Below are 19,612 nucleotides of genomic sequence, written 5' to 3'. Positions count from 1 at the left end.
GGGTCTGGGGAGAGGGCAACGCCCTCTCCCCAGTTCGGGTCTCCCGAGGAGGGCGAGCGCTTGCGCGAGCCCCCCCGTCCGCTCAGTGCGCCGGTTTGATGCCCCCCGCCCTCAATGGGCGGGCTTGATAAAGGTCCCGTTGCGCAGTTCCGTCATGGCCTGGCGGATCTCCGCATCGGTGTTCATCACGATGGGCCCATGCCAGGCCACCGGTTCCTGGATCGGCGCGCCCGAGATCAAGAGGAAGCGCACGCCGTTCTCTCCGGCCTGCACGACCACTTCATCCCCCGCGCCGAAGTTCACCAGCGTCCGGTTGCCCGACATGTCGCGGATGTTCACTTCCTCGCCCCGGACCTCTTTCTCCAAAAGCACGCCACGCGGCTTGGCCGCATCGGCAAAGGCGGCCGAGCCGTCGAAGACATAGGCAAAGGCATTGCGGCGCGTGTCGATCTTGAAGGTCTTCCTGCGGCCTTCCGGGATGAAGATATCCAGGTATTGCGGCTCGGCCGCGATCCCGTCCACCGGCCCCGTCTTGCCGCGGAAGTCGCCGACGATGACCTTCACCACCGTGCCGTCATCCTCCAGGATTTCCGGAATATCGCGCCCCTTCACATCCTGGTAGCGCGGCTTGGTCATCTTCAGCTCACGCGGCAGATTGGCCCAGAGCTGGAAGCCATGCATCTGGCCCCGCGCGTTGCCGAAGGGCATCTCCTGGTGCAGGATCCCCGACCCCGCCGTCATCCATTGCACATCGCCGCCTTTCAGCGTGCCGCGATTGCCAAGGCTGTCGCCATGCTCGACCGAGCCCGCCAGCACATAGGTGATGGTCTCGATCCCGCGATGGGGATGCCAGGGGAAACCCTTCATGTAGTCGCGCGGATCCTCGCCCCGGAAATCGTCGAACATCAGGAAAGGATCGGTCTTGGACGTGTCGCCAAAGCCAAAGGCGCGGTGCAGGCGGACGCCTGCGCCCTCCATGGTCGGGCGCGCGGTCGAGATATTGGTCACGGGACGAATGGACATCTTGCCTCCTTTGGGGGTCGGCCCCTTTGCTTCCCCTCAAGTAGTGCCCCATACCCCGCCGCGCCAGAGCCGCCTGCCGCCCGGAACCCTCAGGTGAGCGTGCGCAAATGCACAGGTCGCCGAATGCAAGGGCCGCCCGGAACCGGGCGGCCCTTGCAGGACAGCGAAACGCATCGGAAGGCGGGCCTCAGGACACCGGGCAGGGCACGTTGTCCATCGGCACGCAATGCAGGAAGCGCGGACGGGTCACGATGAACTCGGTGAAGACCCGGTCTCCCAACCCCACGTCGAAGGCCGGCGTATAGGGCACGTTGACCTCGACGATCACCGCATAGTCATTGTCGGCCATCGAGGGGATCTGGGCGATGTAATCCTGCAGCTTGGTCGTGGTCAGGGCGGGCATCCGCTCGGAATTCGTGGTCCGCGACCAATGGACCTCGAACTTGTCGTTGGTCCCGTTGCGGGTGACCGAGGTCACGCGGATCGAGTTCTCGCTGTCGTCGCCCACCAGGTAGTCGAAGAGGTCCTGCATCCCCACGACATAGGCATTGGTCACCCCGGTCTGCTGGCGCGACAGGACGTCCGACAGGGTATAGCCCGCCTTCTGCACGGTGTTCATCTCGCGGAAAGCGTCCCAATAGACGAAAAGCCCGATGAAGGCCCAGATCAGCAAGGGCAGGACGATGACCCCCTCGGCGACGACCGACCCATCCTCGCGCGCGGCGAAACGGGTCAGGGCCTGGCGCAGGCGGCGAAAGACGATGCGGTCCATTCTGGCTCCCTCAGCTCGGTTCGACGACAAAGGCCGTGCGGGCAACAAGCGCGTAATTGCCCATCTCGTCCTGCGGCAGGTTCATGGCCAGGCCCATCCCCGGGAAGATCGCGGGCAGCGAGACGCAGACGCGCACCAGCATCAGGTCATTGTCCTGGCCCACGTTCATCGAGACCACGGGCTCGGCATCGTCGTTGCTGTTGACGCAGGTCGGCGGCGGGGTCGGGATCGCCCAGGTCGTCTGGCTGATCCGGTCCAGTTGCACCGTGATGTTGCGGTCGCAGTTGCCGAAGATGATTGTGCGGCGGCAGATCTCGTCCTTCAGGAGCGCGTTGGTGACATTGCCGTAATGTCCAAGCCGCAGCTCGCGCATCGTCACATCGACCGCGTGCTCCAGGAGGATCGAGCGCGTCATCAAGAGCCCGCATTCGAAGGCCGACATGAAGACCGCCAGAAGGACCGGCACCATCAGGACGAATTCCATCGCCGCGACGCCATCTTCGCGGCGCCAGAGCTTGCGAAGCCGGGGGAAGAACTTGCTCATTGGGTCAACCTCAATTGGCTGATGTTGTTGGCGATGGCGTTGAAGGCCGAAGAGATCTGCAAGCCGCTCGCGTTGAAGTAATGGGCGACCGAAGAGGCGCAGTCCCGGATCTGGGTCTGGCCATTGGCGGGCGCCTCGAAGGCAATGCCGTAAATCAGCGTATTCTGTTCCTTGGCCAGGTTGCACATGGCCTGCAACTGGTCGTCCATATCGCCGGTCGGGGTCTGGCCGCGGAAGGTGTTGGTCCAGTCCGACGTATATCCGCCGACGATGTTGGCATAGAAGTTCCGCGCGACATATTGCATCCCATAGGTCGCCCAGACCGTTTGCCAGGTCCAGTTCGTCGCGCCGGAATAGGTGGTGAGCGCGGGCACATAGGGCGTTCCTCCGGGCGGGGCGGCGCCGGTCCAGGGCTGGGACTGCCAGCCCACGCCCATGACATAGAAGGGACGCGAGTTGGCGATCGTCGTGGCATTGGTATTGTCCACACGCGAGGCGTGGAAGACCGACATCCGCCCGTCATTGGCCCGCCAGATCGTCGAGGCGCCGGTCTTGTAGTTGACGCCGTTCGAGTCGGTCTTCACCCGCTCTTCGGCGAAATGCTCGCCGTCCGTCATCAGGACGATGACCTTCATCGCGTCATCCGCGTTGTAATCCAGCGGGCGCCCGGCCAGGGTCGCGGGCACAGTGCCACCCGCCGTGATGAAGTCGCCGTAAACGCTGCGCATCGAAGGGTCAAGCAGCGCCGTCCCCCATTTCAGCCCGGCATTGATCGAGGTCGCGCCGACGGCGGTCATGCCGTTGATATAGGCCTTCAGCTTCTCGACGTTCTGGATCGGCAGGTGAACCTGGTTGGCATAGAAGGTCTCGGTCTCGACGCCGTTCGGGTCGTTATAGGTCACCGTCCCGGTCAAGGGGCACCACTTGTTGCTTTCCGACGGGGTCGAGGTGCTCGAGCCGGAATAGGTGTCGGCATTGGCGGTCTGGCTCAGCGCATCGGTGCGCGAGATCGACAATTCGGTATAGGTCGAGGCGGGCAGGTCGACGCACCAGCGCCCCGAGGCCACGCCATTCTGATCGGTGATGTTGAACTTGGCGGCCAGGGCATCGCCCAGGTTCACCTGGCCGTTGAAGGGCACGATGCCGATCGAGATCTTGTTCTCGGTGTCGCGCGACAGCACGGTCTCGACGAAATCCGAGGCGGCGGTCTTCAGGTTCACGAGGCGCGAGTTGTTGCCCATCGAACCCGAGACGTCGAGCACCAGCATGATCTCGACATTGTTGATGCGCTGCTCGGCCGTGGACTGACCCGCCGCATCCAGCCGGTCGATTTCCATCATGTGCAGGAAAAGCGGATCGGTGTCCGAAATGGCCGAGGCATCGACGTTGCGGAAGTTCATGCCCTGGGTCACCTGGACCGAGCGCAGCGAGTCCAGGATGCCGGCTTTCAGGAAGTAGTCATGGACCACGTCGGTCGGCGTCAGCTCCTGCGTCAGAGAGGCGGCGGCCAGGGTCGAGCGGTCCAGCGTGTTCTGCAACTCGGTCCGGCGCGCCTCATAGCGCATGACATCGACAGCGATCCCGCCGATCATGATCATCAAGACGAGGATGATGATGCCGAAGACGACCAGGGAGCCGTCTTCCGACCTGCGAAAGCGGATGAGGGCGTGGCGCAGACGGGCGCCGCGGGCAAGGGTCTGGTGTGGCTCTTTCGACATGATCGCCTTCCAATGGCTGCCGTGATCACTTCGAATCCCGGACATGCGTCGGCCTGATCCGACCGGTTTACCTTTGTTTTCCTATCCGGCGGAAATGTGGCGACAATTGGGGCAAAGCTTGGACATTCGGGCCAATTGCGGCGGAATGCGGCCCGGGCAGCCTGACCCGGGCCTTGGGGGTTATTGCGTCAGGCGCAGCGACGAGAGGTTGGCCGCGATGGTCTGGAAGGTCGAGCGGATCGTGTTGCGGTCCGACAGGAAGGTGCGGTCGGCCGTCGCGCAATTGGTGATGACCTCGTTGCCATGGGCCGGGGCCTCGACCGTGATGCCGTAAAGCAGGATGCCGTTGGCGCGGACCTGGTCGCAGGTTTTCTGCAGGGAATCGTCCATCGCCTCGACCGCCGTCCAGCTGTCGGGCCCGGCATAGATCGAGACCATCCGGCCGACCATGTCGTTGTAGACCGCCGTCCGTCCGGAGCTGCCCAGACCCAGCGGGCGGGCATAGAACTGCCAGGCGACATAGGTCATCTTGAGCTTGGTCCAGATGCTCTCCCAGGTCTGCGGCAGGCCGTTGTTCCAGGGCGTCGCCTGCCAGGTGCCCAGGTGCGGCACATAATATTCGTTGGCTCCCGCGCTGGCCGGACGGCCCGTCGCGAAATGCACGGAGTAGTAGCCGTCCGCCGCCTGGTAGATGTTCGAGACCCCGGTCTTGTAGTCGTCGGTGATGCGGTTGTGGGCCACGTGCTCGCCATCCGTCATCAGCACCACGACCTTTTGCACGTCGTCGTCATAGTCGAAGGGCCGCCCGCGCAATTCACCCGGCATCTTGCCCTCTTCGACGAATTCGGCATAGGCGCTGCGCAGCGAGGGGTCGATCATCGTGGCCCCCCATTTCATCCCCAGCGTGATCGAGGTATTGCCCCCCGCCACCAGCCCATTGATCTGCGCCTTCAGGGTCGCCGCATCGGTCGAGGGCAGGCGCACGACATTGCCGGGCGTGTTCTTGCAGAAGGCGGACCCGTAATAGGGCAGGGCGTAGTTCACATCGGTGGCCGAGACATAGGCATTGGTGCGGTTCGTGCCATAGGCGATGTCGGCATAGGCCATCATCGGCATCGGCATGTCGGTCGGGATGGCCTGGGCGTCGAAGGCGGCGTCCGGGATCTCGACGCAATTGACGTTTTCGACATTGGCCACATGGGTCAGGTCAAAGGCCCGGCGCAGGTCGGTGCCGATGTTCACCTGGGCATTGTAAGGCACGATGGCGATCGAGACCCGGTGATGGGTGTCACCCTCCAGCACGGTATCGACGAATTCGGTCGCGGCCTCTTTCAGGCTGACCAGCTTCTGGCCCGCCATCGAGCCCGAGACGTCGAGGACCAGCACGATCTCGACCTTGGAAATCGCCTGCTGCGCCTCGCTGGCGCCCAGGGCGTCAAAGCGTTCGATGCCGAGCATGGGCATGAAGAAGGGGTTGGTATCGGCGCGGCCCTTGGCCTCGACCACGCGCTCGTTCAGCGCCTGGGTGACCTGGACGGAGTCGAGCTGCTCGGAGATGCCGGCCTTGAGCATATAGTCGCGCACCACCGCTTCGGGGTCGCGGGTCTGTTCCAGCGAGGCGGCAGCCAGCGTGGCCCGGTCCAGCGTGTTCTGAAGACGGACGCGGGTGTTCTCGTAGCGGATCAGGTCCAGCGCGAAGCCCAGCATCAAGAGCATCAGCGTCAAGAGCACCAGGCCGAAGATGACCAGCGCGCCATCTTCCTCCCGACGAAAGGCAGCAAGACGCGCGTTAACCGCAACAAACCCCGAACGGAACATGGCAGAGCCCTTCACCAAACCCCGGGGCGGCCGCAATTCCGCCCCAGATATGAACCCCACCGACGTCTGGATGCCTCAAATTTGCCGCGTAACCAAAGCAAATCTGTCGAAATCGTGGTAAACGGATTTTGGCGCGCACAATGCCGGGCAGGGCGGCGGGACTGTTCCCGGGGCGTGGACGGTGAAACAAGGCATTCAAGACGAATTTGCCGCAAAGGTGCCGCAATCCTCCCTGCGGATCGAATCAGTTTGAGCGAAAAGCGCGGGGATGGGGCGGTGACACGCGTCAGGAAATGGTTAACCATTCGCGTGGTATTCGAGATGACATGTCGGGGTGAGGGGCTGCGATGCTGAAGGTGGCTGCGTGCTGAAGGTTCTGGCCCATTCCTGGCCCCTCCTCCTGGGGGTCATGCTTCTCATGGTTGGCAACGGCGTGCAGGGCACGCTTCTGGGCGTGCGCGGCGCGATGGAAGAGTTCACGACCTTTCAGCTTTCGGTCGTGATGTCGTCCTACTTCGCGGGGTTCCTCTTCGGGTCGCGGATGGCGCCCTCGATGATCCGGCGCGTGGGCCATGTGCGGGTGTTTTCCGCGCTGGGCTCGCTGATCTCGGCCGTCTTGATCCTTTATCCCCTGTGGCTCGACTGGGGCGCCTGGTCGGTGATGCGGGTCATCATCGGTTTCTCTTTCAGCGGCATCTATGTCACGGCCGAAAGCTGGCTGAACAATACGGCCACGAACGAGACACGGGGCCAGGCGCTCTCGGCCTATATGATGGTGCAGATGATCGGGATCATCGCAAGCCAGGGGCTTTTGGCGATGGGCGATCCGGCGGGCTTCGGGCTTTTCATCATCCCCTCGGTCCTGGTGTCGCTGGCCTTCATGCCGATCCTCCTGGCCGATACGCCCGCGCCGACCTTCGACGATGCGCGGCGGATGCCCTTCGCCAAGCTTTGGGCGACCTCGCCGCTCGGCTGTGTGGGGATGCTGCTGACGGGGGGGATCTTCGCGGGAATGTTCGGCATGGCCTCGGTCTGGGGCTCGATGGCGGGGCTGACGCTGCAACAGATCGCGGCCTATGGGGCTGCGCTTTATGTCGGCGGGCTGGTGCTGCAATATCCGGTGGGCTGGATCTCTGACCGGATGGACCGCCGCAAGCTGATCCTGGTCCTGTCGCTGTTCGCCGCCGGGGTCATGGGTTTGGCGGGGGTCGTGGCCATGCCCTTCGCCGCTCTGCTCGTCGTGGCGCTGCTTTTGGGCGGGGTGATCAACCCGCTCTATTCGCTCTTGATCGCCCTGACCAACGATTACCTGCAAAAGGACGAGATGCCGGGGGCCTCTTCCGGCCTGATCTTCCTGAACGGCTTCGGCGCGATCTTTGGCCCCCTGGCTTCGGGCTGGCTGATGGGGGTCGTGGGAAAGGGGGGCTATTTCCTCTTCCTCGGCGGGCTTTTTCTGGCCTTGGGGCTTTACGCCGCCTGGCGCGTCTCGCAGCGTCCGACGCCCCTGGGCCATGGCTACATGGGGCTCTCCCCCACGGCCTCCTCCCTGGCCGTCGGCACGGTGATGGAGAAGGACCCGCGCAGATCGCGCGCCTGAGGAGGGGGCGCAGGTCGGGGCTCATCCCGCCGCTCCCCGGTTGCGACGGGCCCCTGAACCTGTCAGGCTGCCGGAAACGGGAGGGCGGCCATGGATGATCCGATTGCGGTTCTGGACTTCTGGCTGGGGCAGGTCGGGCCCGAGGGCTGGTATGCGGGCGGGGAAGAGATCGACGCGCTGTGCATGATCTTCGCCGATCTTTGGGACGCCGCGCGCGAGGGCGGGCTGGAGCATTGGGTGGATGGCACGGTCGGCACGCTGGCCTTCCTGATCCTGACCGACCAGATACCGCGCAACATCAACCGGGGCACCGCCCTGGCCTTTGCCTCCGATGGCCTGGCGCTGGCCGCCGCCAAGCGGGCCCTGGCCGAGGGTTGGGACCTCGGCGCGCCCGAGCCCGAACGGCAGTTCTTCTACATGCCCTTCGAACATTCCGAAGACCCCGAGGATCAGGCCATCGCCGTCAAGATGATGGAAGAGCGGCTCGCCTCCGACCCCGAAATGGCGCTGCATGCCCGCGCGCATCAAGAGATCATCCGACGCTTCGGCCGCTTCCCCACGCGGAATGCGGCCTTGGGGCGCGCCTCTACGCCGGAGGAAGCGGCCTTCCTGGCCGAGGGCGGTTATGGCGCCGTGGTGCGGGCTCTTAGCCATGCAGGGGGCGCATAGGGTCACGGCACGCCCGTTATTGCTGGCTTCGACCATGTAGTTTAATGGCAAACTATCTTGCCAGAGGGAGGAAAAGATGGCCCAGACATTCGACGTTGTGGTGATTGGCGCCGGTCCTGGCGGCTATGTGGCCGCCATCCGTGCGGCGCAGCTCGGCGCGAGTGTCGCCATTGTCGAGCGGGAGAACCTCGGCGGCATCTGCCTCAACTGGGGCTGCATCCCGACCAAGGCGCTGTTGCGCAGTGCCGAGGTCTTTCACCTGATGCACCGCGCCAAGGAATTCGGCCTTAAGGTCGAGGGCGCCTCTTATGACCTCGACGCCGTCGTGGCGCGCTCGCGCGGGGTGGCCAAGCAGCTTTCGGGCGGCATCGGCCACCTGATGAAGAAGAACAAGGTCACCGTCTTCATGGGCGATGCGACCCTGCCGAAACAGGGCGTGGTCAGCGTCAAGTCCGCCAAGGGCACCGAAGAGCTGACGGCCAAGGCCATCATCCTGGCCACCGGCGCCCGGGCGCGGGAGCTTCCGGGGCTGGAGGCGGACGGCGACCTGGTCTGGACTTATCGTCATGCGCTTCAGCCGAAGCGGATGCCCAAGAAGCTCCTTGTCATCGGATCGGGCGCCATCGGCATCGAATTCGCCAGCTTCTTCAACACGCTCGGCGCCGATGTCACGGTCTGCGAGGTCATGGACCGCGTGCTTCCCGTGGAAGATGCCGAGGTTTCGGCTTTCGCCAAGAAAGCCTTCGTCAAGCAGGGCATGAAGATCCTGGAGAAAACCACGGTCAAGAAGCTGGACCGCAAGCCGGGGGTGGGCGTAACGGCTCACTTGGAAGACGCCAAGGGCACGGTGACGGCCGAATTCGACACGGTGATTTCCGCCGTGGGCATCGTCGGCAACGTGGAAAACCTCGGGCTGGAGGCCCTCGGCGTCAAGATCGACCGCACCCATGTGGTGACCGATGAATATTGCCGCACCGGGGTTCCGGGGCTTTATGCGATTGGCGATATCGCGGGCGCGCCCTGGCTCGCCCACAAGGCCAGCCACGAGGGCGTCATGGTGGCCGAACTGATCGCGGGCGGTCATCCGCATCCGATCAAGCCGGGCTCGATTGCCGGTTGCACCTATTGCCATCCGCAAGTCGCCTCCGTCGGCATGACCGAAGCAAAGGCGAAAGAGGCGGGGTTCGAGGTCAAGGTCGGCCGCTTCCCCTTCATCGGCAACGGCAAGGCGATTGCGCTGGGCGAGGCCGAGGGCTTCATCAAGACCGTCTTCGACGCCAAGACCGGAGAGCTTCTGGGCGCCCATATGATCGGCGCCGAAGTGACCGAGCTGATTCAGGGCTATGTCATCGGCCGCAGCCTCGAGACGACCGAGGAAGACCTGATGAACACCGTCTTCCCGCATCCAACCCTGTCCGAGATGATGCACGAGGCGGTGCTGGACGCCTATGGCCGCGCCCTGCACATCTGATCGTTTCCAATCCGGCAACGGTCCTGCGGGAGTGTTGCCGGATTGACCCGGGGCAGCGGGTTTAACGCCCGCTTTACCAAGTTGACCGAATCGACCCCGGCGCCTAGCCTTTTCCTATTGGTTTAAGGAGGTGCGCCGTGATGAAATCCATTGGCCTGGGCCTTGTGCTGGCCCTCTCTGCCGTTTCCGCGCAGGCGGCGACGATTTTCTTCGATAACTTCGACGCGAACAATTACGCGCTGGAGACGACGCCCTCGGGCTGGACGCTGAATTCCGGTTCCGTCGATATCGTCGGCGACGGCAACTATGCCTGGTACGGCGCCGGGAATTACATCGACATGAACGGGATCAATCCCGGTTCGATCAGCCACAGCATCACCGGCCTTGTCATCGGCCAGATGTATGCGCTGTCCTTTGACGTCGGCTTCAACAACGGGTCCGGCAGCAACGAGCAGCTGAGCTTTTCGATCGGGAGCCTCGCGGGCAGCCATGGCGCGCCGATCCAGTCGACCGCCTCGACCTTCCTGCACCTGACCTATTCCTTCATCGCAGGCGCCGCGACCGAGACGTTGACCTTTGCCGACACGGGGCCGACGACGGGTGACATGGGCGGCCCGGTGCTTGACAATGTGATGGTCTCGACGACGCCTGTGCCGCTGCCCGCCGGTGGGCTCTTGCTTCTGACCGGCCTCGGCGGCATCTTCGCGCTTCGGCGCCGCAAAGCCTGAGCCTTCCGCTTTCCGCGCCAGGCCCGCTTCGGCGGGCCTTTGCATTTCGGAGAGCCCATGCGCAGCCTGTTCACGATCCTTGCCCTGTGGTGCGCGGGCCTTGGGGCTGCGGCGCAGTTCGGCAAGATGTCGGTGGGGTTCCAGGACCTTGCCCGGGCCTATGGCTCCGGGGGCGTGGGCATCGGGCTCATGGTCTCGGTCGTCGGCATGGTCGGGCTGGTCTTCGGCACGACGGCGGGGCTGATCGTGGCACGGGTGGGGGCGCGGCGGGCGATGCTTTGGGCGCTCGGGCTCGGCGCCCTGGTCTCGGGGGTGGAAAGCCTGATGCCGCCCTATGCCGCAATGATGGGTCTGCGCGTGCTCGAGGGGGTCTCGCACCTCGCCATCGTCGTCGTCGGGCCGACCGCGATTGCCGCCGCCGCCCCGCCCGCGCGGCAGGGGGCGGCGATGACGCTGTGGTCGAGCTTCTTTGGCCTGACCTATGCGATCCTGGCCTGGATCGGGCCGGGGATCCTGGCCGCCCATGGCATCGGCGGGCTATTCCAGCTGCACGCGCTGTGGCTTTTGGGCTGCGCGCTGGTGCTGTGGTGGCTGATGCCGCGCGATCTGACCCTGCACGGCGCCGCGCCCGAGGGGCTTTTGGCGGGCCATCTCGCCATCTATCGGTCACCCTTCGTGGCGGCTCCGGCGACGGGTTTCGTATGCTATACAGTGACTTATGTGGCGGTTCTGACCCTGGTGCCCCCGGCCATGGGCACGCAGGCAGAGCTTGCGGCCGTCGCCATGCCGCTGGTCTCGATCGGGCTGTCGCTGACGCTTGGGGTCTGGCTTCTGGGCCGCATCACGGCTGTCCAGCAGGTTCAGGCGGGGTTTGCGCTGGCTGTGGTCTCGGCGCTGGGGGTCTGGGCCTTTTGGGGGCAGGCGGTGGTTCTGGCGCCTGCGCTTTGCCTCGCAGGGGCCCTGGGGCTCGTGCAAGGCGCCTCTTTCGCCAGCATTCCGCAGCTGAACCACAGCCCCCAGGACCGGGCGCGGGCAGCGGGGGCCATCGCGCAACTGGGCAACCTGGGCACCACGACGGGAACGCCGCTTTTGGCCTTCCTGATGCAAAAGGCCGGGGTCACCGGCCTTGCGCTGTTCCTGATCGGCTTTTCCGCCCTGGGCATCGCGCTGCACGCGCTCCAGGCGCGGCGCAGGCTCAGACCCTGACAGTCGGCCCGCCCGCCGCCGCCCATTGGCCAAAGCCGCCGATGTTCCAGGCCGTGTAGCCCATGCCGCCCAGGGCCTGTGCCGCCTGGCCCGCCCTTGCCCCTGCCGCGCAGAAGACCGCGACGGGCTTGTCCTTGGCCAGGGTCTCGGCCGCCTTGATCGGCACGATCGACAACGGAATGTGCAGCGCGCCCTTGGCCGTGCCGGAGGCCTGAAGCTCGGCAGCTTCGCGCACGTCCAGAAGCACGACCTCGCCCCTGGCGGCCATCTGGATGACCTCGGCCAGGGAGGGGGTGGGGGCAGAGCGGAGGAAGTTGAACATGGGGCACCTGAGGATTGCGATGGAGCCTATATATTGCGATCTTTGAATTTGTAAAGCCCCGAGAGGATCCTCCCCGGTTTCTTTCGACCACGGCGGTTCGTTCATCCTTCGTTCACATTTTCCGGTTGGAAAGCGCGATCCAAAGCCCTATCTTGTGCGCGCAAGGTCTTGGGGGCGGTGATGGAACAAAAGTTCATTTCGGTGCGCGGTGCGCGCGAACACAACCTCAAAGGCGTCGATGTCGATATCCCGCGCGACAAGCTGACCGTGATCACCGGGCTTTCGGGCTCGGGGAAATCGTCGCTGGCCTTTGACACGATCTATGCCGAGGGGCAGCGGCGTTACGTCGAAAGCCTTTCCGCCTATGCAAGGCAATTCCTTGATATGGCGGGGAAACCCGATGTGGACCATATCTCGGGCCTGTCCCCTGCCATTTCCATCGAGCAGAAGACGACCTCGAAGAACCCGCGTTCGACCGTCGGCACGGTGACCGAGATCTATGACTACCTGCGGCTTCTCTTCGCCCGGGTCGGGATCCCCTATTCCCCCGCGACCGGCCTGCCGATCACGGCGATGCAGGTGCAGGACATGGTCGATGCCGTCATGGCGATGGAGGAGGGGACGCGGGCCTACCTGCTCGCTCCCATCGTCCGCGACCGCAAGGGCGAATACAAGAAAGAGATGCTGGAGTTGCGCAAGCAGGGTTTCCAGCGGGTGAAGGTGGACGGCGCCTTCCATGACCTGGACGAGCCTCCGACTCTGGACAAGAAGCTCCGCCATGACATCGACGTGGTGGTGGACCGAATTGTCGTGCGTGAGGGGCTTCAAACCCGGCTGGCCGACAGCTTCCGCACCGCCTTGAACCTGGCCGATGGCATCGCCATCATCGAGACCGCTCCGGCCGAGGGCGAAGGCCAACGCATCACCTATTCCGAGAAATTCGCCTGCCCGGTCAGTGGCTTCACCATCGCCGAGATCGAACCCAGGCTCTTCTCCTTCAACGCGCCCTTCGGCGCCTGCCCGGTCTGCGATGGCCTGGGGATGGAGATGTTCTTCGACCCGCGCCTCGTGGTGCCCGACCAGAACCTGACGCTGTTGCAAGGGGCGCTCGCGCCCTGGGCCAAGTCGAAAAGCCCCTATTTCACCCAGACCATCGAGGCCATGTCGGCCCATTACAAGTTTGACCGCAAGACCAAGTGGAAGGACCTCGACGCCAAGGTTCAGGACGTCTTTCTCTATGGGTCAAAGGGCGAAGAGATCACCTTCCGCTATGACGAGGCGGGGCGCATCTACCAGGTCGACCGCGTCTTCGAAGGCGTCATCCCGAACATGGAGCGGCGGTATAAAGAGACCGACAGCGCCTGGTCGCGCGAAGAGATGGAGCGCTTTCAGAACAACCGGCCCTGCGGCACCTGCGGCGGCTATCGCCTGCGTCCCGAGGCCCTGGCGGTCAAGATCGCGGGCTCCCATGTCGGCCAGGTCGTGCAGCTCTCGATCCGCGAGGCGCATAAATGGGTGGAGGAGGTCCCCGCGACCCTGACCGGGCAGCAGAACGAAATCGCCAAGGCCATTCTGAAGGAAATCCGCGAACGCCTTGGATTCCTTGTGAATGTCGGCCTCGACTATCTGACGATGAGCCGCAATGCCGGGACGCTGTCGGGCGGCGAAAGCCAGCGCATCCGCCTGGCCTCCCAGATCGGCTCGGGCCTGACAGGGGTGCTTTACGTGCTGGACGAGCCCTCGATCGGCCTGCATCAGCGCGACAACGACCGTCTTTTGACGACGCTGAAGAACCTGCGCGACCAGGGCAACACGGTTCTGGTGGTCGAACATGACGAGGATGCGATCCGCGAGGCGGATTACGTCTTCGACATCGGCCCGGGGGCGGGGGTCCATGGCGGGCAGGTGATCAGCCATGGCACGCCCGCGCAGGTGGCGGCGGACCCCTCCAGCCTGACGGGGCAATACCTGGCCGGAACCCGGGCCATCGAGGTCCCGAAAGAGCGCCGCAAGGGCTCTGGCAAGAAGCTGACCGTGGTCAAGGCCACGGGCAACAACCTCAAGGAGGTGACGGCCGAATTCCCCCTGGGCAAGTTCGTCTGCGTCACCGGGGTCTCCGGGGGCGGCAAGTCGACGCTGACCATCGAGACCCTGTTCAAGACCGCGGCCATGCGTCTGAACGGCGCGCATGAGACGCCCTCTCCTTGCGAGACGATCAAGGGCTTCGAGCACCTGGACAAGGTCATCGACATCGACCAGCGCCCCATCGGGCGGACGCCCAGGTCCAACCCCGCGACCTATACCGGCGCCTTCACGCCCATCCGCGACTGGTTCGCGGGCCTGCCCGAGGCCAAGGCGCGCGGCTATCAATCCGGCCGCTTCAGCTTCAACGTCAAGGGTGGCCGCTGCGAGGCCTGCCAGGGCGACGGCGTCATCAAGATCGAGATGCACTTCCTGCCCGATGTCTATGTCACCTGCGAGACCTGCAAAGGCCAGCGCTACAACCGCGAGACCTTGGAAATCAAGTTCAAGAACAAGAGCATCGCGGACGTTCTGGACATGACTTGCGAAGACGCCAAGGACTTCTTCCAGGCCGTCCCCGCGATCCGCGAGAAGATGGATGCGCTGTGCGAAGTGGGGCTGGGCTATATCAAGGTCGGCCAGCAGGCCACGACGCTTTCGGGCGGCGAGGCGCAAAGGGTGAAGCTCTCGAAGGAGCTCTCGCGGCGGGCGACGGGCAAGACGCTGTATATCCTCGACGAACCCACCACGGGCCTGCATTTCGAGGATGTGCGCAAGCTGCTCGAAGTGCTGCACTCCCTGGTCGATCAGGGCAACACGGTCGTGGTGATCGAGCACAATCTCGACGTGGTGAAGACGGCGGATTGGGTCATCGACATCGGCCCCGAGGGCGGCGATGGCGGTGGGCGCATCGTCGCCACCGGCACGCCCGAGGATGTGGCCAAGATCGCCGAAAGCCATACCGGCCGCTACCTGGCGCCGATGTTGCGGCCAAGATCGGTGGCCGCAAGGTGACCAAGGGCGCGCGGGCCTTCGGCCGGCGCGCCCCGTCCCTTGACCTCAGCCCTTCATCGGGCAGGTCGAGACGCCGAGGATGCTGTAAAGCGGGCAAGAGCCGATCAGCCCGGTCGCCAGCGGCACGATCCCGATCAGCTTGGCCCAATGCAGGGCGCCCGTGCCCTGGTCCAGGAAGAACCACACCAGCAGGGCCAGGCCCAGGCCAATGCGCAGCAGACGGTCGAGGGAGCCTTCGTTCTTGGCAAACATGATCTGTCCTTTCGGTTGACGATGGACAGAGGTTAACCGATTCGGCTGCGGGCTTCTGTGATCCAGGTCACACAAGCGCCGCAAGGGCCGCAGGGTCCAGGATCTCGACCTGACCGCGCCCGGTGCGGATCCAGCCCGCCTCGGCAAAGGCCTGGAGCTGGCGCGTCACCACCTCTCGGGCCGAGCCGATCCGGTCGGCCAACTGGCTTTGCGTCGCCGTCACAAGTCCCGCCTCGGCCAGGTCCAGAAGCGCACGGGCCAGGCGCTGGTCGATGCGCTCGAAGGCCACGATCTCCAGCATCCGCGTCAGGTCGGCCATCCTTTGGCCAAAGGCGCGCAGCACATCGGCGCGAAAGCCCGGCTCGGCCATCTGGGCCAGGAACTCGGCCTTGGGCAGGACGGACAGCTCGACCTCGCCCCGGGTGACGGCCTCGCCGCTATAGGCCTCTTCGCCCAAGAGGCCCAGCGTGGTCTGGATGCAGCTTTGCCCGGGCTCGACGGCGTAAAGCAGGATCTCGCGACCCTGGGGAGAGGTCAGGCGCACCTCGATCCGCCCGCGCCAGACCAGGACGAAGCCCTGTGCCCGGTCTCCGGGCCGGAAGAGCACCGTCCCGGGGGGCACGACACGTCGGGGCATCGTGGCGAAGCTCTCGAAGCTCATTCCGTCCGGCTCAGGCTCTGGATCGACAGGCCAAGAAGCGCAAGGGCCTCGGGCAGCGAGGGCGCCATGCGCAGGATCGGTCCGCCATCCATGCCCTCCATCGACCGGATGACGAACTGCGCCATGTCCTGCCCGATCTTGGTGGGCACGACATAGACGAAGATCGGCTGGTGACCGGCATGGACCAGGTGTTCGGGCAGGCGCGCGAACATGGCCAGGAGCTTGACGTAGTCGCGTTCGAAGCTGGCCACATGGGAAAAGTCGATGAGCTGGTGCAGGTCGGGATGAACGCCGGGCGTGGCCGCGAAGCGGGCGGCGGCGTCCAGCGTGTCCTCGGCCGTGACATGGCCCGCAAAGTGGATGTGCGCCACACCCGGGCCAGGGTGAAGAGTGAAGGTTACCGACATGGGGTCCTGAACATGAAAGCGCTGCACCGAAGCTTGTCCGGTGCAGCGCAATTGGTCAAGCCGGGAAAGGGCTTAGTCCAGGGCCTTGAAGTTCAGCGAAGCGCCTTCCTTGATGCCCGAGAACCAGCGGGCGGTAACCGTCTTGGTCTTGGTATAGAAGCGGAAAGCGTCCGGCCCGTATTGGTTCAGGTCGCCGAAGGCCGATTTCTTCCAGCCGCCGAAGGTGTAGTAGGAGAGCGGCACCGGGATCGGGAAGTTGATGCCGACCATGCCCACGTTGACGCGGGAGGCGAAGTCGCGCGCCGTGTCGCCATCGGCGGTGAAGATCGCCGTGCCATTGCCGTATTCGTTGTCGATCACCAGGCTCAGCGCCTCTTCATAGGTGCCGCGACGGACGACCGAGAGGACGGGGCCGAAGATCTCTTGCTTGTAGATCTCCATGTTGGTCTCGACCCGGTCGAAGAGCGAGGGGCCGACGTAGAAGCCCTTCTCATAGCCCTGGATCGAGATGTTGCGGCCATCGACCACGAGGTCCGCGCCCTGTTCGACGCCCGAGGCGATCAGGCCCTTGATCCGGTCGGCCGAGGCCTTGGTGATCACGGGACCGAAGTCGACATCCTCACCGGCGGTATAGGGCCCGACCTTCAGCTTTTCGATCCGCGGCAGGAGTTTCGCCACCAGCGCATCGGCGGTCTTCTCTCCCACGGGGACGGCCACCGAGATTGCCATGCAGCGCTCGCCAGCCGCGCCATAGCCCGCGCCCACCAGGGCATCTGCGGCCTTGTCGAGATCGGCGTCCGGCATGATGATCATGTGGTTCTTGGCGCCGCCAAAGCACTGGGCGCGCTTGCCGTTCGCCGCAGCCCGGCCATAGATATACTGCGCGATCGGGGTGGAGCCGACGAAGCCCACGGCCTGGATCGTCTCGTTGTCCAGGATCGCGTCGACGGTTTCCTTGTCGCCATTGACGACCTGCAACACGCCATCCGGGAGCCCCGCCTCTTGCAGAAGTTGCGCCAGGAAGATCGAGGTCGAGGGCGTGCGCTCGGAGGGCTTCAGGATCATCGCATTGCCCGAGGAGAGGGCGGGGCCCATCTTCCACAAGGGGATCATGGCGGGGAAGTTGAAGGGCGTGATGCCCGCCACGACGCCAAGGGCCTGGCGCATCGAATAGATGTCGATGCCGGGGCCGGCATTGTCGGTGGCCTCCCCCTTCAGAAGCGCGGGGGCGCCCATGCAGACCTCGATGACCTCGAGCCCGCGCTGCACATCGCCGCGCGCGTCGGGGATGGTCTTGCCATGCTCGCGCGAGACCATCTCGGCCAGCTTTTCCATGTTCTTGTTGATCAGGGCGCCAAAGGCCATCATGACGCGGGCGCGGCGCTGGGGATTGGTCGCGGCCCATTTGACCTGGGCCTTGGCGGCATCGGCCACGGCGGCGTTCAGTTCGGCCACGGTGGCCAGCGCCACGCGGGCCTGGACTTCGCCGGTGGCGGGGTTGAAGACTTCGGTGAAACGTCCGGAGGTGCCGGGGACGAGCTTGCCGTTGATCCAGTGGCCGATGTCGGTCATGAGAGTCTCCTTTTGGGTTGTGGCGGTTTTACTCTTGCGGAAATGCGGAGGGAAGGGGAAGTTCGGCAAACGGGTTTTGCAGGGATGCAAAGGTCGGCATCTTCTCCGAACCAGCGGGGGGGCTGCCGCCCCCCCGCACCCCCCTGCCTGGAGGGGCCTGTAGGCCCCTCCAGACCTCCCCGTGGACATGTGGGGTCTTGGATGGATTGGGATGATCTGCGGGTGTTTCTGGCGGTGGCCCGGGCCGAGAGCCTTTCGGGGGCGGGGCGGCGGTTGAAGGTCGATCCGGCCACGGTGGGGCGGCGGGTGGCGCGGCTGGAGGAAGACCTCGGGCGGCGGCTCTTCGTCAAGTCGCCGCAGGGCTATGGGCTGACCGAAGAGGGGGCCCGGCTCTTGCCGCATGCCGAACGCGCCGAGGCCGCCTTTGACGGGGCGAGCGAGGCCTTGCGGGGGCCGGAGGGCTTGACGGGGCAGATCAGGCTCGGCGCGCCGGATGGTTGCGCGAATTACCTGCTGCCCCAGGTCATAGCGCGGATCTGCGATGCCAATCCGGGGCTTGAGGTGCAATTGGTCGCCCTGCCGCGGGTCTTCAACCTGTCCAAGCGCGAGGCGGATATGGCGGTGGCGGTCTCTCGGCCCGAAGCGGGGCGGCTGACCGTGCAGAAGCTGACCGATTACCGGCTGCACCTGGCGGCCTCGCGCGAGTACCTGGCCGGGCATGCGCCGATCCTTGGGCGCGAGGATCTGAAGGACCACCGTTTCGTCGGCTATATCCCTGACATGATCTTCGACAAGGAGCTGGACTACCTGGCCGAGATCGGGGTTCCGCCGCCGCCCCTGGCCTCGAATTCGGTCTCGGTGCAGTTGAACTTCCTGCGCCAGGGGGCGGGGCTTGGCGTGGTCCATGACTTTGCCCTGGCCGCAGCGCCCGAACTGGTGCGGGTGATCCCCGAGGTCATCTCGCTGCGGCGGGCCTTCTGGCTGATCCGCCATGCCGATGACGGGCGGGTCGAAAGGCTCAACCGCTTCGCGGCGCTGCTGACGGCGGGGGCGCGGGCCGAGATGCTGCGGCTGGAGGCCTAGGGTCAGGGCTTCGGTAACGGGGCCGCCGCAGTCAAGCTCTTTTGCGAAGACGGCATGGTTCGCGCAGGGGCGGTTTCGATCACCTGGCTGCCGAGCGTTCTGCCTTTGCCGCGGCCTTCGTCTGAGGTCTCCCCGGGTGCATGCTTCGGTCCGTGGTCGGCGCGATGGCCGCCAACATGATGCTGGTTCAATGCAATTCCGATGTGCCCATCTCATTGGCGTGCTCGACTTCGGTCGACAACAGTCCTGACCACGGCATCATCGGAACCGCGTCCCTGAGGGGACCTCGAAGGCCTGCAGTCAGGCAGGCAGCGGTTGGAGCTTCAGTATCTTATTGCGCATTCGGTGTCTTGATGTCGGACCGGAAATCGGTGTCATCAACCCACATGCGGTGGAGGATCACACCGATCCGCCGCGCCAGGGCGACCATGGCTCGCTTTCCACCACGGCGCTGAGCGACCTGAGCGGCCCATGTTCTCAGCCATGTCGAGCGCCCGCGATGCATCATGACGGTTGCGGCCTGGCATAGTGCGCGTCGAAGGTTGACGTCGCCAGCCTTGGTGATCCCGCCCGACACGTCGCGTTCTCCCGACTGGTTCCGCGATCGTGTGAGGCCCACCCATGGCCCTATCTTCTTCGAAGAGGTGAAGCGGGCAGGATCATCGACCGCTGATCGGAAAGTTAGTCCTACGACAGCACCGATCCCGGGCATTGACATCAGCCGACGACAAAC

18 protein-coding genes are annotated in these 19,612 nt (G+C 64.8%); 7 read left to right on the top strand and 11 right to left on the bottom strand.

Translation table 11 applies throughout. The annotated features are described in order from the left end of the window. Window positions 1-111: 111 nt before the first annotated feature. From GV832_RS20635 to GV832_RS20615, 5 genes are all read right to left on the bottom strand, one after another. Complete coding sequence (locus GV832_RS20635) at window positions 112-1,023, bottom strand: pirin family protein (protein ID WP_168776770.1); 912 nt, start codon at window positions 1,021-1,023, stop codon at window positions 112-114. Between the two features lie 187 nt (window positions 1,024-1,210). Then, window positions 1,211-1,795, bottom strand: coding sequence for a TadE/TadG family type IV pilus assembly protein (locus GV832_RS20630; RefSeq protein WP_168776769.1), 585 nt, complete (start codon window positions 1,793-1,795; stop codon window positions 1,211-1,213). Between the two features lie 10 nt (window positions 1,796-1,805). Continuing rightward, window positions 1,806-2,339 carry a TadE/TadG family type IV pilus assembly protein gene (locus GV832_RS20625; protein ID WP_168776768.1) on the bottom strand — a complete coding sequence of 178 codons (534 nt, stop codon included), beginning with the start codon at window positions 2,337-2,339 and terminating at the stop codon, window positions 1,806-1,808. Beyond that, complete coding sequence (locus tag GV832_RS20620) at window positions 2,336-4,057, bottom strand: pilus assembly protein TadG-related protein (protein ID WP_168776767.1); 1,722 nt, start codon at window positions 4,055-4,057, stop codon at window positions 2,336-2,338. The genes GV832_RS20625 and GV832_RS20620 overlap by 4 nt, the downstream gene beginning before the upstream one ends. Before the next feature lie 180 nt (window positions 4,058-4,237). Continuing rightward, window positions 4,238-5,875 (bottom strand): pilus assembly protein TadG-related protein, encoded by a 1,638-nt coding sequence (locus tag GV832_RS20615; RefSeq protein ID WP_168776766.1) that lies wholly within the window; start codon window positions 5,873-5,875, stop codon window positions 4,238-4,240. A gap of 364 nt (window positions 5,876-6,239) precedes the next feature. Here GV832_RS20615 and GV832_RS20610 point away from each other — a divergent pair, with 364 nt between their 5' ends. The 5 genes from GV832_RS20610 to GV832_RS20590 all read left to right on the top strand — a co-directional run bounded on the left by GV832_RS20610 (window position 6,240) and on the right by GV832_RS20590 (window position 11,546). Continuing rightward, window positions 6,240-7,472: an MFS transporter gene (locus tag GV832_RS20610; RefSeq protein ID WP_168776765.1), complete on the top strand. Its 1,233-nt coding sequence runs from the start codon at window positions 6,240-6,242 to the stop codon at window positions 7,470-7,472. A gap of 90 nt (window positions 7,473-7,562) precedes the next feature. Beyond that, window positions 7,563-8,141, top strand: a complete 579-nt coding sequence (locus tag GV832_RS20605; RefSeq protein WP_168776764.1) for a DUF924 family protein — start codon at window positions 7,563-7,565, stop codon at window positions 8,139-8,141. Window positions 8,142-8,217: 76 nt separating this feature from the next. Next, the gene (lpdA, locus tag GV832_RS20600; protein WP_168776763.1) at window positions 8,218-9,612 is read left to right on the top strand and encodes a dihydrolipoyl dehydrogenase; all 1,395 of its coding nucleotides are present in this window, start codon (window positions 8,218-8,220) and stop codon (window positions 9,610-9,612) included. A gap of 140 nt (window positions 9,613-9,752) precedes the next feature. Continuing rightward, window positions 9,753-10,340, top strand: a complete 588-nt coding sequence (locus tag GV832_RS20595; protein WP_227754582.1) for a DUF642 domain-containing protein — start codon at window positions 9,753-9,755, stop codon at window positions 10,338-10,340. Window positions 10,341-10,397: 57 nt separating this feature from the next. After that, window positions 10,398-11,546 (top strand): MFS transporter, encoded by a 1,149-nt coding sequence (locus GV832_RS20590; RefSeq protein ID WP_168776761.1) that lies wholly within the window; start codon window positions 10,398-10,400, stop codon window positions 11,544-11,546. Here the strand turns inward: GV832_RS20590 and GV832_RS20585 are convergent. Beyond that, on the bottom strand, window positions 11,536-11,868 hold the full coding sequence (locus GV832_RS20585; protein ID WP_168776760.1) for a rhodanese-like domain-containing protein: 333 nt from the start codon (window positions 11,866-11,868) through the stop codon (window positions 11,536-11,538). The genes GV832_RS20590 and GV832_RS20585 overlap by 11 nt on opposite strands. 177 nt (window positions 11,869-12,045) lie before the next feature. On the opposite strand from GV832_RS20585, the gene uvrA reads away from it, so the two are divergent. Next, window positions 12,046-14,904: an excinuclease ABC subunit UvrA gene (gene uvrA / locus GV832_RS20580; RefSeq protein ID WP_168776759.1), complete on the top strand. Its 2,859-nt coding sequence runs from the start codon at window positions 12,046-12,048 to the stop codon at window positions 14,902-14,904. A gap of 45 nt (window positions 14,905-14,949) precedes the next feature. On the opposite strand, the gene GV832_RS20575 is transcribed toward uvrA, so the two are convergent. The 4 genes from GV832_RS20575 to GV832_RS20560 all read right to left on the bottom strand — a co-directional run bounded on the left by GV832_RS20575 (window position 14,950) and on the right by GV832_RS20560 (window position 17,796). Beyond that, the gene (locus GV832_RS20575; RefSeq protein WP_168776758.1) at window positions 14,950-15,156 is read right to left on the bottom strand and encodes a YgaP family membrane protein; all 207 of its coding nucleotides are present in this window, start codon (window positions 15,154-15,156) and stop codon (window positions 14,950-14,952) included. A 67-nt stretch (window positions 15,157-15,223) separates the two neighbouring features. Then, a complete protein-coding gene (locus GV832_RS20570) occupies window positions 15,224-15,817 on the bottom strand; it encodes a Crp/Fnr family transcriptional regulator (protein WP_168776757.1) in 594 nt (197 codons plus the stop codon). Then, window positions 15,814-16,188, bottom strand: a complete 375-nt coding sequence (locus GV832_RS20565) for a hypothetical protein (RefSeq protein WP_168776756.1) — start codon at window positions 16,186-16,188, stop codon at window positions 15,814-15,816. The genes GV832_RS20570 and GV832_RS20565 overlap by 4 nt, the downstream gene beginning before the upstream one ends. Before the next feature lie 108 nt (window positions 16,189-16,296). Beyond that, complete coding sequence (locus GV832_RS20560; protein ID WP_168776755.1) at window positions 16,297-17,796, bottom strand: CoA-acylating methylmalonate-semialdehyde dehydrogenase; 1,500 nt, start codon at window positions 17,794-17,796, stop codon at window positions 16,297-16,299. A 201-nt stretch (window positions 17,797-17,997) separates the two neighbouring features. On the opposite strand from GV832_RS20560, the gene GV832_RS20555 reads away from it, so the two are divergent. Continuing rightward, window positions 17,998-18,879 (top strand): LysR family transcriptional regulator, encoded by an 882-nt coding sequence (locus GV832_RS20555; protein WP_168776754.1) that lies wholly within the window; start codon window positions 17,998-18,000, stop codon window positions 18,877-18,879. Between the two features lie 331 nt (window positions 18,880-19,210). Here the strand turns inward: GV832_RS20555 and GV832_RS20550 are convergent. Continuing rightward, window positions 19,211-19,612, bottom strand: a 402-nt coding sequence (locus GV832_RS20550; protein WP_168776753.1) for a transposase, incomplete at its 5' end; no start/stop codon positions are given.

The organism is Stagnihabitans tardus (assembly GCF_009925085.1).
Classification (GTDB): Bacteria; Pseudomonadota; Alphaproteobacteria; order Rhodobacterales; family Rhodobacteraceae; genus Stagnihabitans; species Stagnihabitans tardus.
This window is presented reverse-complemented; position numbering and strand designations above follow the sequence as displayed.

Excerpts from the sequence above, each read along its gene's own strand:
- GV832_RS20635 (WP_168776770.1), bottom strand. The coding sequence starts at position 1,023 with ATGTCCATTCGTCCCGTGACCAATATCTCGACCGCGCGCCCGACCATG.
- GV832_RS20630 (WP_168776769.1), bottom strand. The coding sequence starts at position 1,795 with ATGGACCGCATCGTCTTTCGCCGCCTGCGCCAGGCCCTGACCCGTTTC.
- GV832_RS20625 (WP_168776768.1), bottom strand. The coding sequence starts at position 2,339 with ATGAGCAAGTTCTTCCCCCGGCTTCGCAAGCTCTGGCGCCGCGAAGAT.
- GV832_RS20620 (WP_168776767.1), bottom strand. The coding sequence starts at position 4,057 with ATGTCGAAAGAGCCACACCAGACCCTTGCCCGCGGCGCCCGTCTGCGC.
- GV832_RS20615 (WP_168776766.1), bottom strand. The coding sequence starts at position 5,875 with ATGTTCCGTTCGGGGTTTGTTGCGGTTAACGCGCGTCTTGCTGCCTTT.
- GV832_RS20605 (WP_168776764.1), top strand. The coding sequence starts at position 7,563 with ATGGATGATCCGATTGCGGTTCTGGACTTCTGGCTGGGGCAGGTCGGG.
- lpdA (WP_168776763.1), top strand. The coding sequence starts at position 8,218 with ATGGCCCAGACATTCGACGTTGTGGTGATTGGCGCCGGTCCTGGCGGC.
- GV832_RS20595 (WP_227754582.1), top strand. The coding sequence starts at position 9,753 with ATGAAATCCATTGGCCTGGGCCTTGTGCTGGCCCTCTCTGCCGTTTCC.
- GV832_RS20590 (WP_168776761.1), top strand. The coding sequence starts at position 10,398 with ATGCGCAGCCTGTTCACGATCCTTGCCCTGTGGTGCGCGGGCCTTGGG.
- GV832_RS20585 (WP_168776760.1), bottom strand. The coding sequence starts at position 11,868 with ATGTTCAACTTCCTCCGCTCTGCCCCCACCCCCTCCCTGGCCGAGGTC.
- GV832_RS20575 (WP_168776758.1), bottom strand. The coding sequence starts at position 15,156 with ATGTTTGCCAAGAACGAAGGCTCCCTCGACCGTCTGCTGCGCATTGGC.
- GV832_RS20570 (WP_168776757.1), bottom strand. The coding sequence starts at position 15,817 with ATGAGCTTCGAGAGCTTCGCCACGATGCCCCGACGTGTCGTGCCCCCC.
- GV832_RS20560 (WP_168776755.1), bottom strand. The coding sequence starts at position 17,796 with ATGACCGACATCGGCCACTGGATCAACGGCAAGCTCGTCCCCGGCACC.
- GV832_RS20555 (WP_168776754.1), top strand. The coding sequence starts at position 17,998 with ATGGATTGGGATGATCTGCGGGTGTTTCTGGCGGTGGCCCGGGCCGAG.